This window comes from Thalassospira permensis NBRC 106175, from assembly GCF_000714555.1.
GTDB classification, from domain to species: domain Bacteria; phylum Pseudomonadota; class Alphaproteobacteria; order Rhodospirillales; family Thalassospiraceae; genus Thalassospira; species Thalassospira xiamenensis.
This window is the reverse complement of sequence record NZ_AUNC01000004.1, coordinates 1-14,363: the sequence shown is the minus strand read 5'-3', so window position 1 is coordinate 14,363 and position 14,363 is coordinate 1. Positions and strand designations below refer to the sequence as shown.

Sequence of the window (14,363 nt, the reverse complement as noted above, 5' to 3'; positions counted from 1 at the left end):
GCGCGGGGCGGGGATTGATCACCCAAGGATCACGCGGGGCTGGACAAATCGTCAATCTTGATCAAGATAATCAATATGAAAAATCTTGATGATCCGATGAATGAAACCGCATTTTTCACGCTGTCGGCACAGGAAGTCTGTGCGGCGACCGGCATATCGCGCGATACGCTTTATGCCTATGTCAGCCGCGGGATCGTGCGCGCCATTGCCCATCCCGGTGATGCACGCAAAAGCCTGTATGACCATCGCGATGTGCGCAAAATCATCGAGGGCAAAAAACGCGGCCGGTCGCGGCAATCGGTGGCGGCATCGACGATTGACTGGGGTGAGCCCATTCTGGTGTCGAAAATCACCCGCATTGCCGATGGCCGGTTTTTCTATCGCGGCAGGGATGCGGTGGGGCTTTCCGAGACCATGACGCTTGAAGATGCCGCGCTTCTTCTGGCGGGATTGCGGGTCGATCAGGATCGGTGTTGCGCCCCGGATTTCATCCCGGCCGATTACGCCACCCCGTTTGACCGGATGATTGCGATGATGGCGGGCGAGGTGACAAACCATCCTGCCGGGGATGGCCGCCCGGTTGCGGCGAAGCTGATGCGGCTTGCGGCTTTGGCGGCGGCCGGTATGCGCGATGACGGTGAAAGTCCGATCCATGTGATGCTGGCGCGTGCGTGGTCAAAGAGGCCAGAGGCCGTGGATTTGCTGCGCCGCGCACTTGTGCTGTGTGCCGATCATGAATTGAATGCGTCGGCCTATGCGGTGCGGGTGGCAGCATCGGCAGGCGCGAGTGTCCCGGCATCCCTTCTGGCCGGGTTGGCGACATTATCGGGCAGTCGGCATGGCGGGTTAACGCCGCGTTGCCGGGCATGGATGGACCGGGTGGAACGGCGAAATATCGATCCGGTACGCGATGGTGTGCCGCCCGGTTTCGGGCATCCGCTTTATCCCGATGGTGATCCGCGCACGCGCGCGATCATGCAATCCTGCGGGCAGGTCGGCGATGCGTTCTGGGCGCGGATTGCGAACCGGGTGACGGATGAAACCGGGCAATATCCCAGCCTTGATTTCGGGCTGGCGTTATTGGAACGCGAACTGGATCTCCCCAAGGGGGCGGGGCTTGGCGTTTTTGCGGTGGGCCGCATGGCAGGCTGGATCGCGCATCTGTTCGAGCAGCGCCAAAGCGGCAAGATCATTCGGCCGCGGGCGGCTGTGGCCGGGTGAGGGTGTGGGCATGTGGTGGTCTTGGGGGCATTGAATTTGCGGCGCGATGGACTCCCGCGTTCGCGGGAGTGACGGTTTGGGGCGTTGCAGCATGCGTGCGCGTTTTTGTCGACTTTTCGGAACACGTGCCGGTCTGGTTTGTTTGATAAACAGGGCAAACGGCAACGAAGGACGAGACAATGCCGGCAAAATCGAAATCCCAGCAGAAAGCCGCCGGTCTGGCGCTTTCGGTCAAGCGTGGCGAGCAGAAAAAGGGCGAACTGACCGGGGCTGCGCGCGAGATGGCAGAAAGCATGTCCGAGGAGGAGCTTGAGGAACTGGCATCGGGCCAGCGCAAGGGCAAGCCGGAGCACAAATCCAAGTCGGGATCGTGATCGGTATCACATCCCTGGCTTGTGAAATCAGGCCGTCCGGTTATCTTTTTCGGATCGACAGGATCGCGGAAGGTACAGATGCAGGACCGGCAGCCTTTTTCCATTTGTCATGGCATCGAAGATGGCCATATCGACAAGGCACTTGATCTTTTCTGGCAGGCGTTTCGCCAGAAGCTTGCCCCGGTGTTGAAGCCGGAGGACAAGGCGTTGCAGTTCCTGAGACGGGTTGTTGATCCGGCACATGCGATCAGTGCGGTGTCGCCCGATGGTGATCTGCTGGGCATTGCCGGTTTCAAAACGCCCGCGGGGGCGTTTATTGGCGGGACGCTATCGGATATCTGCGCGATTTATGGCGCGTGGGGCGGATTGTGGCGCGGGGTTTTGATCGATATCCTTGAACGGGATTTGTCCGAGGGAGTGCTGTTGATGGACGGCATTTTTGTTGATTCTGATGCGCGCGGCAAAGGTGTTGGCACGGCACTTCTGGACGGGATTGCACATGAAGCCCGGGCGCGCAATCTGGCGCAGGTGCGGCTTGACGTGATCGATACCAATCCGCGCGCCCGTGCCCTTTATGAACGATGCGGCTTTGTGGCGGGCGAGGTGCAGGAGCTTGGCCTGCTTTGCCATCTGTTCGGGTTTCGCACGGCAACGACAATGATGTTGCCGGTTTGATGCGGATTAAACACAAAACGCTTTAGCGCGCCGGGCTAGGGCTATGGGCTTTGCGTGATCTGTTTGATCCAGGTGGTGATGTGATCCATCGCGCCCGGGGCATAGGCATGCCGCCCCATCACGACAAAGGCCAGTTTGACGATGTCGGGCATCTGATCGGCAAGCTGATAATTAAACAGGTGGCTGCGCAGCAGCCCGTGCGTCGCATCGGGAAGGGTGATGACCCTGTTTGCACGATTGTTCGGCAGGGCAAGTTTGCGATAGATCGTTGCATTATAAGCCGCATCAACATTCAGATCATCTTCGCCCCATATGGCAAGCAGGGGCGATGTGACTGTTTCAAGCTGCTGTGCTGCGTCTGATCCGATATTGCGTTTCACAAATTCATAGCGGTCCTGTGACATGACTTCCTGATCATGGGGGATGGCCAGATAGTCCTGATAGGTGCTGTTGGGGCCGAAAATCCGGTTATCCATGTTGTGGGCGGTTTCAATGCGCATGGCGATTTCATCGGGCCGGGTGCCAAGGGCTTCCAAGCGCGTTCGCATGTAATAGGTGCCCTGATGCTGCCAATTGACTGCCGCGCCGATCAGGATGTGAAAGGCGGCATCGGGCAGGCGATTGGCGATATCGGGGATGACCCAGCCGGCCTGCGAAAACCCCAGAAAGCCGATTTTGCGGTTTTGATTGCCATCAAGGTTGCGAAGGGCGGCGAAGGCGGCCATCGCCTCGTTGGCGCGATCATTCATGGATTGATCAAGCCAGTTTCCCGTGCTGTTGCCGATACCCGCCTTGTCCCAGCTATACACACCGATCCCGTCATCAAGCAGGCTGTTGATCAGCGGCAGGTAACCGTCATGCGAAAAGCGGTCCTGCGGGCCGTCGCCATGGATCAGAAGGACAATGGGGGCCGTGTCGGCCGCCGCACCATCGGGCAGGATCAGGGTGCCCGAAAGCCGGTTGCCGTGATCGTCAAATTCGACAAGGCGGGTATTGCGGCCTTCAAGATCAAAATCGGCAAGCCCCGAAAGGGCAAAACCGCCGAAAATGACAATAACGATGATCAGGATCGCAAGCCCCGCGAAAAGGCGGTGGCGTTTTGAGGTTTTGTGGGGCACGGGCGGGGCTCCGACGGGTTGGTGATGACGATGGATTGAGAGCGATCAGGGCGATGTCATGAAACGGGTCAGAAGGGCCTGATTGGCGGTGTCAAACGTGACCCGGCCAAGGGCGACGCGGCCATCAAGTGCGTTTTTGACCGCATCAAAATCCGTATCGGAAAAACCGCCACAGGTTTCAATGACCTCTATCCCGTTTTGGGCAAAGTTTTGCGCCGCAACGATCAGGGCCGCGATATTTGACGCGGCAAAGATATGGGTGGTGAAGCCATCGCCGGGCAGGGTGGTTTGTGTGCCACGTACCGGATATCCGTCGGCCTTGATCAGAAAGGCATAGTTTTTGATCGGCATGGGGCGGCCTGTTGTTTAAGAAAAGGACGTTTAAGAAAAGAGAAAGTGTTCCGGGAGCAGAGTTACGCGGATGCGTTTGCGCGTCAATCCTGCGATGCCCCAATGAGCCCAGCCCGAATGAAGCATGATCGGTCATGATGCCATCTGATGAACCTGTTCTGAATTATCCCGATCATCGCCGCCACGATATTCGTCCGCGCATGATCGCGGCCGAGATTTATCGCGGGTCGAGTTACGGGCCCAAACACCCCCTGTCGATCCCGCGGGTATCGCTGGTGGTGGATATGGTGCATGCGATGGGCTGGGTCGATGGGGAAAACTATTTGACCGGGCCGGTGGCGACGCCGGCACAATTGGCACGCTTTCACGATCCCGACTATATCGCCGCCGTGGCACAGGCCGAACGCGACCAGATGCTGCCCGAGGACATGATGGTCAGATACGGGTTGGGTAAAAACGGCAATCCGATCTATCCGGAAATTTTCCGGCGTCCGGCGACGGCGGCCGGATCATCGATCATGGCCGCCCGGCTGATTGCCGATGGCGGAATCATCCACCACCCGGCAGGGGGCACGCATCATGGATTGCGTGATCGGGCATCGGGGTTTTGCTACTTCAACGACCCGGTTCTGGGCATTCTTGAACTGCTCGATTCGGGGCTGGATCGGGTGCTTTACCTTGATATTGATGCCCATCACGGGGATGGTGTGCAGATTGCCTTTGCCGATGATGACCGTGTTTTGACGGTTTCGATGCATGAAGAAGGGTTATGGCCGCGCACCGGGACGATTGATGATGTCGCCGGGGGAATGGCGCGGAACCTGCCGATGCCAAGTGGCATGCATGATGACGAGATGCGTTATGTCCTTCATGAATATTTCATGCCGCTTGCGCAGAAGTTCTCACCACAAGCCATTGTTTTGCAATGTGGATGTGATATATTAGCAGAAGATCCATTATCCAGACAGATGCTTGGCAATCAGGCCATTTGGGACGTGGTCGGGGCCATGATCAAAATGGCACCCAGGTGTCTGGTACTGGGGGGCGGAGGATATAACCCTTATGGGGTTGCGCGCTGTTGGTCCGGGGTGTGGGCGGTTGTAAACGAAATCGAAATACCACCTGTGTTAACCATCACAGCGGAAAATATCCTGCGTGCCGTAAAATGGACGCATAGCCGTGGAAAGCAGCCGGACGAAAAAATGCTGACCAGCATTAAAGATCCGTGGCGCGGCGGGGACATACGTGACGAAGTCAGGACACGCGTCCAAAGACTGAAGGGGTATGGGTTATGAAGTCGTTCATTCAAATGACCTTGGTCGTTTGCTTTATCAGTGCTGCCGTGATGGCGGGACTGAATGCAAAGGCGACGGGGTTTGAACGATCGCGCCTGCTGGTGGATGGCAAGGTTTTCAATGTTGAAATGGCGGTTACACCCGATGAACGGTCGCGCGGATTGATGTTCCGCACCGAAATGGCCGAAGATGCCGGGATGCTGTTTGATTTTGGCCGCGCCAGCGACATTTCAATGTGGATGAAGAATACCTTCATCTCGCTTGATATGCTGTTTATCGACAAGAATGGCGTGATTGTCGGGATTGAAAAACGCACGGTGCCGAAATCCGAAACCATCATTCCGGGGCCAAAGCCGGTACGCTTTGTTCTGGAGCTTAATGGCGGTTCGGCGGACCGGTTGGGATTTGAAGTTGGCGAGAAGGTCGAAGGGCTGCCGCGCTAAGACATAGTAACAGCAATCGTGACAGGCCCGTTGCGGCCACGTGATCCTCAATCAGCAATAGCAAGGCCGCGGATGATTTCTGCGGCCTTTGGTTTTTGGGCTGCATTTTATTTCCAATCCGGGCAAAAAACGCATAATGCGGTCTTGCCCGTGCGGAATTATGGTGCTAAATCCACATCCGCGTCGGGGAGTAGCGCAGTCTGGTAGCGTACCTGCTTTGGGAGCAGGGGGTCGCGAGTTCGAATCTCGCCTTCCCGACCATTTTTCCCTTTTGCCATACGGACACGTTTTCATGTGCCGGCAAAAGGTGTAAAAGATGACGAGACAGCGGGTGTTAGAGAGCCCCGCATTCATGTCATCTTATCCGACGGTCAAGACGAGGGTCCCGATGAAGGTCCGTGTTTACAAACCTGCCAAAAACGCCATGCAGTCCGGTCGTGCGGCGACCAAACACTGGGTGATGGAATTTGAACCGGGTGCAAAGAAGGTTGCTGATCAGCTTATGGGCTGGATCGGTTCGACCGATACCCGTGGTCAGGTGCGCATGTATTTCGATAGTCTTGAGGAAGCACAGGCATTTGCCGCCCGTCACAAGCTGATTGCCGATATCGAACAGCCGAAATCGCGCGTCCGCCGGGTGCAGGCCTATGCCGATAACTTCGCGTTCAAACGCGTCGTCTGATCCCTCGGCCATCAAGACGGCCGATCACCATCATCGGGGCGGTTTCCGCCCCGTTCGTCTGACAGAAGACGTTAAAGACTGAAAAGATATTCTATCATGCCGGGCAGGCGTCCAATGCTTTGCCCCGGGGCACCAACCGGCCCCCACAGCGGTCCCTTAGCTCAACTGGATAGAGCAACAGACTTCTAATCTGTAGGTTGCAGGTTCGAGTCCTGCAGGGATCGCCATTTTTCTTTATGTTTTTCAGTGTGTTGCGAGTTTTCCTGTCTTTGTGGATTGGGGTCGCTAGTCACTTTGGCTGCTGCGCCGGCCTCATGGCCGGTGATCGCGCCGATTTCGATCCATTCATGGTTCCATTTCGCGCAGGCGCGTTATCGCGGGATGCTCCCGTCATGGGGGAATCTTTGATGAGGTTGGTGGTGCGATGGCGGCCCGCATGAATTTGCACAAAGGCCGCTGCGTCAAACGGCTAGCCCTTGGGGGCTGTGGGCAATGCGGTGTCTTTATCTGTTCAACAGTATACTGGCATATGCCTGACGTTCGCTACGCAGCTCTTCATTCGCAGCAATCAAGCTGTTTGCAATATTCTCAATTGCTTCCAGGGTTTCGGCGGGGGAAGTAGTAGTGGTGTATTTTTGTTCACCAAGCGGCTTTGTTTTCTCGACGATTTCCTTTGCGGCATCTCGCAGCGATCTAGGAAAATCGGTATTGGCCGCGATGGTCTGTGCTTGATTGCTGTGAGAGACAGCCCCTTTGACGTCAACTCTGATGTTGTTCCAGTTGTTCTCGACTTTGCCGCTTTCGGCGTAAGGAGTTGCTAAGAGTGTCTTGCGTGCTTTTCCAATATGTTCCTGTGCGTCTTTGATGGTTCTGTCAGTAACGCGCAAAAGCCTGTCCACAGGGTCGAGTTCGCGATTAACGGCGTCCTCGCGATTTGCCTGAATATGTTCGCGGGTCGACAAAATAACAAATATACCGCCCATGAGCCCCAATCCGCCCGCCAAAACCGTCTCCCATTGAAATTTGACCCACATGGAGCAGAACATATTGCCAATTGGTCTACATGATTGATCGATAATCAGTCCAGCGGCGGAGAAAGCGGCGCTCGCAATGAAGGCGGCGGGTAAAGGCCACCACTTTTTGAGTTTTTGAGTGTACAATTTCACTATGGTCAACTCGCCGCCCGCTCCGGCGGATACACAGTTTGTGGTTGCCAGTCGGCTTCGGCCTGTTCGCCGTCCCAGGCGTCAATCGATGCCTGAAGGTTCACCCAAAAGAGTGTGGTGGTGCCAAGGGTTTTGGCGATGCGTGCGGCCAGTGGGGCGTCAATACGGGCATGGCCGTTGATGATACGGCTCAGGTGTTTTTCGCTGATTTCGACATCATCGGCGAAATGCTTTTGCAGGATTTTGCGCGGGACAAGGTAATGTTCGCGCAGGATCACGCCCGGATGGGTCGGGCGGCGATTGCGGCGAAGCGGTCGGGGTGCGTTCATCAGTGATAATCCTCCAGATCAAGGATCACGATATCCTTGCCGTCCCATGTAAAGGTGATGCGCCAGTTTCCCGAAACGACCAAAAAGGGGACTATCCCCTTTTTCCAGAGGTAATAATTAAGTGCGTAAATTGATTTTTGACAAAATTTCAATGGCTTTTTGTATATCAAAAAATGCGGCATTTGGTGCATCGAGGAAGACAGCCTTAGCTTCTCTCTCATCAATTTTTTCGTCGCTAGTATAAAGAAACCAGTTCATAGGACCAGTTCGTGCTCTCTCTGCATTGTGCCTTGCCCATTGAACATTTTGAAGTGCATTTTTTATCGAAAACATATGAATAGGAGGAAGTGTTTCCTCCATGTTTTTTGTTATCCATTCTAGTGCTTCGCCAACACTTCGAAGGCTATAAATCGCATTGTCTAAAGAATCATAAGAGAATTTCTGGAATTTATCTTGAATTTCCTCGTTATCCTCATGAATTTTCTTCAGTGTTGGCAATTCAATGTTTAACGCACCTTTCTTCATTTCCCCCACAGTTTTTGGGGCAAAAAGATATGGTAACGGTCTATGGGAGTTTGCCTTTGCCACTAAGTCATAAAGCTCTTTGAGGGATTCAGTGGCCTCATGGAGCCGCGTTTCGGCCTTGGGCAACATGTACATTGCAAGTTCGCAGCGCTGATGGAACGGTCGCCAAGATTTGGCATCTTCGGCCTTTTGTCGGCGAGTAAAGGTCCAGTTCGCGACAAGGAACGCACCCGCAACGCCAAGGGTTGATCCTAAAATGCTTCCCCAGCCGTCGGGCATGGGAGGGAAGCCCGGGAAGAAAATGACGCAGCCCGCAAAACCAAGAAGGCAGCCAAATACGATCAGTAATATCGTATTCCAGTCCCCAGATTTCATACTGTTTTACTCTCCCCCATTCCCCAATGTTCTTGGAGCTTATCACAATGCAACTGCCGTTGTGGACAGCGAATGGTACAAGCTTGCGCCAGCTGATCTTCCGGACTTCCGGCGGTGGAAATATCAGTAAGGTGACGTTTGGACGGGTTAGCGTGCCGCCAGATATCGACCCGGGCGGTGATTAAGTGCGATGATCAGGTTGAGCACGACCGCGCCGAGGATCGAGAGCAGGACCTTGTCAAAGGGCAGGGTCAGGAAGGCGCAGGCGAGGATGACCAGATCGACGGTGAGCTGGAAATAACCCGCGCGGATGCCGAGATGTTCTTGCAGATAGAGGGCGAGGATATTGATCCCGCCGAGCCCCGCGCGATGGCGAAACAGCATCAGAAGACCGATCCCCATCAGCGCACCGCCAGAAATCGCGGCGAAGATCGGGTTGAGCATCGAGAAATCGATCCACATCGGCATCAGTTTTGAAAACAGCGAGACAAGCCCGACCGCGATGAAGGTCTTGATCGTGAAAGCAAGGCCCATGCGTTTGAAGGCCAGCCCGTAAAACGGCAGATTGATCGCAAAGAAGATCACGCCAAAGCCAAGGCCGGTGGCATGTTCGATCAGAAGGGCCGCGCCCGCCGTGCTGCCGGTGACCAGCACGCTTTCGCTATAGAGCATCACCCCAAGCGATACGACCATGGTGCCAAGCAGAAGCGCCAGCACATCCTCGTACAGGCGGTGGCCGAGATCGGGTTTGGTGGTTTCGGCGGTGTTGGTTGTGGTGCTGGTCATGAAGGAATCGCCGGTTACGGATTGAACAGGCTATCAAATTACGCTTTTCGCATGTGCGAAACAAGCCGGGGGTGGTGACCGGGGGAAATTCGGCGGTTTTTGGCGGGGCGGGGGGATTTAACGCAAAAGACCGGCCTGTCGGGGGCCGGTCTTGATGGTTTTATGCGTTATGCCGCTGGTTCAGGCGGCCTGATCCCATTCGGGGGCGAAATCGGGATCGATCAGGCGGCCATCGGGCTTGGCGAGTTCGTGGATGTCGGCCATGTCGGTATCGGAGAGTTCGAAATCAAAGATATCGAAATTGGCCTTGGCGTTTTTGGGTGAGCCGGATTTCGGGATCGCCATGACGCCATCCTGTTGCAGCAGCCAGCGCAAGGTGACCTGTGCCGGCGATTTGCCATAGGCCTTGCCGATGGCAACCAGCGTTTCATCATTCATCACCTTGGCACGTGCCAGCGGGCAATAGGCGGTCAGCAGCATGTCATGGCTGCGCACGCATTCAAGCACCTTGGACTGATCAAGATAGGGGTGATATTCGACCTGATTGACCGCAAGGGGAAGGTTGCTGTGGCCGACGGCGCGTTCGATCAGGGCGGTCGGGAAATTGGAAATTCCGATCAGGCGCGTCATGCCGAGATTTTTGACCTCGTTCAGGGCCGCGATGGTTTCGCGCAGCGGGATTTCATCATTTGGCCAATGGAGCAGCAGCAGATCGACATGATCAAGGTCAAGCTTGCGCAGGCTTTCGACCACGGAGGTTTGCAGATCGCCGCTTTGGAAATTGTCGGGCCAGATTTTGGTGGTGAGGAAGTAGTCATCACGTGAAAGGCCGGATGCCTTGAGCCCGCGGCCAACCCCTTCCTCGTTATGATACATCTGGGCGGTATCGAAATGGCGGTAACCGATCTTGGCGGCTTCGGCCACCATATGTTCAGCACTTGCGTTATCGAGCTCGTATGTTCCAAAGCCAAGTGCGGGGATTTTCGTACCCTGCCAGTTCCGGAAAATCATGATGTTCTACCCCCTTCGATTTGATTTGATTGATTGTTTTGAGAGTTTCGGAAAACTGAGGACAGCTTTGCCAACCTGCGCCAGATTTAGTGCAGCGCAACAGCAGCGCAACCTGTACGGTTGGATGGTGGATGCTGTCCTTCGGTTTGGCGAGGGGATAGAATGCCGATGAAAAACGGCAAGAAAAAGGGCGATCACCACATGTGGGATCGCCCGAAGTTCAGGACTTAGAGTGAGGCTGTATCAAGCCAAGACCCAATCTGATCCAATTTCGGGTTGAATGCCTTGATGTGGCTCAAATGCCGAAAGATTTCAGGTATTCTCAGTCGTTTCCGAGACGGCGGCATTGAGGTGATAGAGCGATTCCCGGATGACCTGCGGCCCGAGATCCTTGGTGATGAAGACGATTTTTGATCGGCGATCCTCGTCAGGCCATGCGGGCAGGGTGGCGGGTGGATGAAAAACATGCTGCACGGCATGGATCGCAACCGGGTTGCTTTCACCAACAAGGTTCAGGATGCCCTTGACGCGCAAAAGGCTTTCGCCGCGCATCTGGGTGAAGATTTCCGCCCAGGTGACAAACGCATCCCAATGCAGCGGTTCGTCAAAGGTGATGCAGAAGGACCGGATATGGTCGTCATGCCGGTTGACGTCGTGGGAATGCGCGTGGTGGTGGTGATCATGGCCGTGATCGTGGTCATGGTGGTCATGCGCGTGATCATGCCCGTCGTGATGATCCTGATGATTGTCGCCGTGCTGCTCGTAGGCCTCGTCGCGCAGCCATTTCTGCACATCCATGCTTTTGGTCGTCGGGTCATACAGCCCGGCATTGAACAGCTTGGCCGGGTCAATATCGCCCATGGTGACGGCATGGATCGGGGCGGCGGGGTTAAGGTGGCGCAGGCGGGATTCAAGGGTAGCAAGCGTTTCGGCGTCGGCCAGATCGGATTTGGTGATCAGGATGCGGTCGGCAACGGCGGATTGCTTTACACTTTCGGGATGGTCATCAAGCTGCCCCGCGCCATGCAGGGCATCGACGGTGGTGACCACACTATCAAGGCGGAATTTGGCGGTCAGCAACGGATCGGTCATCAGGGTATGCAGGATCGGGGCGGGGTCGGCCAGACCGGTGGTTTCAATGATCACGCGGTCGAATTCCGGTACCTCGCCACGGGTGCGTTTGACAAACAGATCGCGCAAGCCCGAAATCAGATCACCGCGCACCGAACAGCAGATGCAGCCGGAATTCAGCAGCACGACATCCTCGGACACCTCGCGCACCAGAAGGTGATCAAGCCCGATTTCGCCAAATTCATTGATCAGAACGGCGGTCTTTGCCATGCCGTCCTGTGCGAGAAGGGCATTGAGAAGGGTTGTTTTGCCACTGCCAAGGAAGCCCGTGATAACGGTGGTGGCAACGCGGTCAAACTGTTCGTCGGAAATCGCCATGTCTGATGCTTACTTTTTGCCGTAAAGGTCTTCGACGGCGATTTCGGGTTGGGAAATCACCACTTCCTCGCCATCGCGGGCGGCGAAATAGAAACAGTTGCGACGCCCCGTGTGGCAGGCAACGCCAAGCTGATCGACCTGTATCAGAACCGTGTCCTGATCGCAGTCATAGCGGAAATCGACCAGTTTCTGCACCTGGCCGGAGCTTTCACCCTTGCGCCAGAGCTTGCCGCGTGAGCGCGAGTAATAGCAGACCCGGCCGGTTGCAAGCGTTTCGATTACCGCATCGCGGTTCATCCAGGCCATCATCAGAACCTCGCCGCTGTCATGCTGCTGGGCGATTGCCGGGATCAGGCCGCTTTCATTGAATTTCAGTTTGTCGGCAATCTTTGAATTGGCGGCAGTTGTGGTCTCGGTCATCGAAGGCTCCGGTCGATGGTTGTTGACTTTTCGCGGCAGTGGCGTCAAGAAATGATATATTATAACATATCACCCTGTGCCATGGCTTTTTGCAGATTAATGCAAATAGCCCGCCGTGACTTCGGATGTGCGACATGACCGATCTTTTCCCGAAAAAGGGCCACGATCACGACAGATGTATCGATAGCGCAATCGCGCAGGCAGAGAAAGTCTGCGAGGCGGAAAATGCGCGTTTTACCGATATGCGCCGCAAGGTGTTCAGCCTGATCTGGCAATCGCACAAGGCGGTGACCGCCTATGAGCTGCTGGATGCGCTTCAGGCCGAGGGGCAGCGGGTGCAGCCGCCCACGGTTTATCGGGCGCTGGAATTCCTGACCGATCTTGGGCTGGTGCATCGTATTGAGTCGCTTAATGCCTATTTCGGCTGTGATCAGCCTGATTGCGATCATCTGGGGCAGTATTTCATTTGCACCCGATGTGGCCGGGTTGCCGAAACGGTGGATGAGGATGTGAGCATCGCGGTCCGCAAGGCGGCGAGACAGGTCGGATTTAAAATCGAAGCCACCACTGTTGAAATCAAGGGCCTGTGCCATGACTGCACCACTCATTGAAGGGCGGGGACTGATCCTGTCCTTTGGCAATGAACGGGTGCTTGATAACGTGACGCTTTCGATCAATGCGGGCGAGATCATGACCCTGATCGGGCCAAACGGGGCGGGTAAATCAACACTGGTCAAAACCCTTCTGGGGCTTCAGAGCGCCGATCAGGGCGAGGTGATCCGCAAGCCGGGCCTTCGTATTGGCTATGTGCCGCAAAAGCTTGCGATTGATCAGGTTTTGCCGATGACGGTGAAGCGGTTCCTGACACTGACCCGGTCGGCATCGCGTAGCGACTGCCAGAAGGTTCTGGATCAGGTCGGTGCAAGCCATGTGATCGATACTCAGATGAGCAGCCTTTCAGGCGGCGAGACGCAGCGCGTGATGCTGGCGCGGACATTGTTGCTGCGCCCGGAATTGCTGGTGCTTGACGAGCCGACCCAGGGTGTGGATGTGACCGGGCAGGCGGAACTTTACCGCCTGATCGATGATATCCGGGCGGAACTTAATTGTGCGGTTTTGATGATATCGCATGACCTGCATCTGGTGATGGCGAAAACCGATCAGGTGGTGTGCTTTAACCGGCATGTCTGTTGTTCGGGCATTCCTGAAACCGTGCGCCAGCATCCTGAATACAGATCCCTGTTTGGCAATCAGGCGGCGGATGCGATTGGCATTTATACCCATGCGCATGATCACGAACATGACCTTGCCGGGCATATTGTCGAGGGCGGGCATGATCATCATCATGATCATGGGCATAACCATAACGGGCACGTGCATGGGCCGGGATGCACGCATGGGCATCATCATGAAGAAGAAATCGACGAAAAAGATCGGATATGGCGGCCGCAATGATGGATGATTTTCTGACCCGTGCGGTGATCGGCGGGATTTTGCTGGCATTTGTCTGCGGGCCGTTCGGGGCGTTTATCGTCTGGCGGCGGATGGCGTTTTTTGGCGATACGCTGGCGCATTCGGCGTTGCTGGGTGTTGCACTCGGGCTTCTGGTCGGGGTTGATGTCCGGATCGGGATGATTGCCACCTGCCTTGCCGCCGCCCTGATCCTTGCCATCGGGCAACGCCAAAGCCGCCTTGGCAGTGATACGGTTCTGGGGATGCTGGCGCATTCGACACTGGCGCTAGGCATGGTCGCCCTTGCCTTTGTGCAGGGGATTGCGGTTGACCTGATGGCTTATCTGTTTGGCGATATTCTGGCGGTCAATGTTGCCGATATCTGGCTTTTGGGGCTGGGCGGTGGATTGGCGTTGGCCGTTCTGGTCTGGATGTGGCGGCCGTTACTCGCGCTTACCGTCAGCCCGGAAATTGCCGCGGCTGAGAGCATTCCGGTTGAGAGGCTGCGTCTGGTTTTCATGTTGCTGATGGCGCTTGTGATTGGCATGGCGATCAAGATTGTCGGGGTTCTTCTGATCACGGCCCTTTTGATTGTGCCTGCCGCCAGTGCACGGTTCTTTGCCAGAACGCCCGAACAGATGGCGATTGGTGCGGCCCTGTTCGGGGCAGCATCGGTCATGGCGGGGATCAG

18 protein-coding genes and 2 tRNA genes are annotated in these 14,363 nt (G+C 55.8%); 11 read left to right on the top strand and 9 right to left on the bottom strand.

The annotated features are described in order from the left end of the window. Positions 1-75: 75 nt before the first annotated feature. The 3 genes from SMB34_RS03485 (at position 76) to SMB34_RS03475 (ending at position 2,270) form a co-directional block, all read left to right on the top strand. Positions 76-1,221 carry a citrate synthase family protein gene (locus SMB34_RS03485; protein ID WP_051682102.1) on the top strand — a complete coding sequence of 382 codons (1,146 nt, stop codon included), beginning with the start codon at positions 76-78 and terminating at the stop codon, positions 1,219-1,221. A gap of 179 nt (positions 1,222-1,400) precedes the next feature. After that, the gene (locus SMB34_RS03480) at positions 1,401-1,595 is read left to right on the top strand and encodes a DUF3008 family protein (RefSeq protein WP_037987694.1); all 195 of its coding nucleotides are present in this window, start codon (positions 1,401-1,403) and stop codon (positions 1,593-1,595) included. A 78-nt stretch (positions 1,596-1,673) separates the two neighbouring features. Beyond that, positions 1,674-2,270: a GNAT family N-acetyltransferase gene (locus SMB34_RS03475; protein WP_037987693.1), complete on the top strand. Its 597-nt coding sequence runs from the start codon at positions 1,674-1,676 to the stop codon at positions 2,268-2,270. Between the two features lie 41 nt (positions 2,271-2,311). On the opposite strand, the gene SMB34_RS03470 is transcribed toward SMB34_RS03475, so the two are convergent. Together SMB34_RS03470 and SMB34_RS20570 are read right to left on the bottom strand one after the other, a co-directional pair. Next, positions 2,312-3,388: an alpha/beta hydrolase family protein gene (locus SMB34_RS03470; protein WP_037987692.1), complete on the bottom strand. Its 1,077-nt coding sequence runs from the start codon at positions 3,386-3,388 to the stop codon at positions 2,312-2,314. A gap of 45 nt (positions 3,389-3,433) precedes the next feature. Then, positions 3,434-3,739 (bottom strand): DUF6506 family protein, encoded by a 306-nt coding sequence (locus SMB34_RS20570; protein WP_051682101.1) that lies wholly within the window; start codon positions 3,737-3,739, stop codon positions 3,434-3,436. Positions 3,740-3,873: 134 nt separating this feature from the next. Here SMB34_RS20570 and SMB34_RS03460 point away from each other — a divergent pair, with 134 nt between their 5' ends. The 5 genes from SMB34_RS03460 to SMB34_RS03440 all read left to right on the top strand — a co-directional run bounded on the left by SMB34_RS03460 (position 3,874) and on the right by SMB34_RS03440 (position 6,386). Further along, complete coding sequence (locus tag SMB34_RS03460) at positions 3,874-5,034, top strand: acetoin utilization protein AcuC (protein WP_051682100.1); 1,161 nt, start codon at positions 3,874-3,876, stop codon at positions 5,032-5,034. Further along, complete coding sequence (locus tag SMB34_RS03455; RefSeq protein ID WP_007090044.1) at positions 5,031-5,477, top strand: DUF192 domain-containing protein; 447 nt, start codon at positions 5,031-5,033, stop codon at positions 5,475-5,477. The genes SMB34_RS03460 and SMB34_RS03455 overlap by 4 nt, the downstream gene beginning before the upstream one ends. A gap of 184 nt (positions 5,478-5,661) precedes the next feature. After that, positions 5,662-5,738 (top strand) — tRNA-Pro (locus SMB34_RS03450). A gap of 127 nt (positions 5,739-5,865) precedes the next feature. Beyond that, positions 5,866-6,159 (top strand): ETC complex I subunit, encoded by a 294-nt coding sequence (locus SMB34_RS03445; protein WP_007090043.1) that lies wholly within the window; start codon positions 5,866-5,868, stop codon positions 6,157-6,159. Positions 6,160-6,309: 150 nt separating this feature from the next. Then, positions 6,310-6,386 (top strand) — tRNA-Arg (locus tag SMB34_RS03440). Between the two features lie 276 nt (positions 6,387-6,662). Here the strand turns inward: SMB34_RS03440 and SMB34_RS03435 are convergent. The 7 genes from SMB34_RS03435 to hisI form a co-directional block, all read right to left on the bottom strand. Beyond that, a complete protein-coding gene (locus SMB34_RS03435; protein WP_037987691.1) occupies positions 6,663-7,334 on the bottom strand; it encodes a hypothetical protein in 672 nt (223 codons plus the stop codon). Beyond that, a complete protein-coding gene (locus SMB34_RS03430; protein WP_037987690.1) occupies positions 7,331-7,654 on the bottom strand; it encodes a HigA family addiction module antitoxin in 324 nt (107 codons plus the stop codon). Before SMB34_RS03430 ends, SMB34_RS03435 begins: the two co-directional genes overlap by 4 nt. 117 nt (positions 7,655-7,771) lie before the next feature. Then, complete coding sequence (locus tag SMB34_RS03425; protein ID WP_037987689.1) at positions 7,772-8,554, bottom strand: hypothetical protein; 783 nt, start codon at positions 8,552-8,554, stop codon at positions 7,772-7,774. Between the two features lie 147 nt (positions 8,555-8,701). Beyond that, entirely contained in the window at positions 8,702-9,340 is a 639-nt protein-coding gene (locus SMB34_RS03420; protein ID WP_037987688.1) for a YitT family protein, read from the bottom strand. Between the two features lie 180 nt (positions 9,341-9,520). Next, positions 9,521-10,351: an aldo/keto reductase gene (locus tag SMB34_RS03415; RefSeq protein ID WP_037987687.1), complete on the bottom strand. Its 831-nt coding sequence runs from the start codon at positions 10,349-10,351 to the stop codon at positions 9,521-9,523. A 312-nt stretch (positions 10,352-10,663) separates the two neighbouring features. Further along, positions 10,664-11,800, bottom strand: coding sequence for a CobW family GTP-binding protein (locus SMB34_RS03410; RefSeq protein ID WP_051682099.1), 1,137 nt, complete (start codon positions 11,798-11,800; stop codon positions 10,664-10,666). Between the two features lie 9 nt (positions 11,801-11,809). Then, positions 11,810-12,220 carry a phosphoribosyl-AMP cyclohydrolase gene (gene hisI, locus SMB34_RS03405; protein WP_037987686.1) on the bottom strand — a complete coding sequence of 137 codons (411 nt, stop codon included), beginning with the start codon at positions 12,218-12,220 and terminating at the stop codon, positions 11,810-11,812. A gap of 134 nt (positions 12,221-12,354) precedes the next feature. Here hisI and SMB34_RS03400 point away from each other — a divergent pair, with 134 nt between their 5' ends. The 3 genes from SMB34_RS03400 to SMB34_RS03390 form a co-directional block, all read left to right on the top strand. Continuing rightward, entirely contained in the window at positions 12,355-12,831 is a 477-nt protein-coding gene (locus tag SMB34_RS03400) for a Fur family transcriptional regulator (RefSeq protein WP_051682109.1), read from the top strand. Further along, positions 12,812-13,675, top strand: a complete 864-nt coding sequence (gene znuC, locus SMB34_RS03395) for a zinc ABC transporter ATP-binding protein ZnuC (protein ID WP_037987684.1) — start codon at positions 12,812-12,814, stop codon at positions 13,673-13,675. The genes SMB34_RS03400 and znuC overlap by 20 nt, the downstream gene beginning before the upstream one ends. After that, positions 13,660-14,363: metal ABC transporter permease (locus SMB34_RS03390; RefSeq protein ID WP_037987683.1), on the top strand; the 704-nt coding region annotated here is incomplete at its 3' end. The genes znuC and SMB34_RS03390, both read left to right, overlap by 16 nt.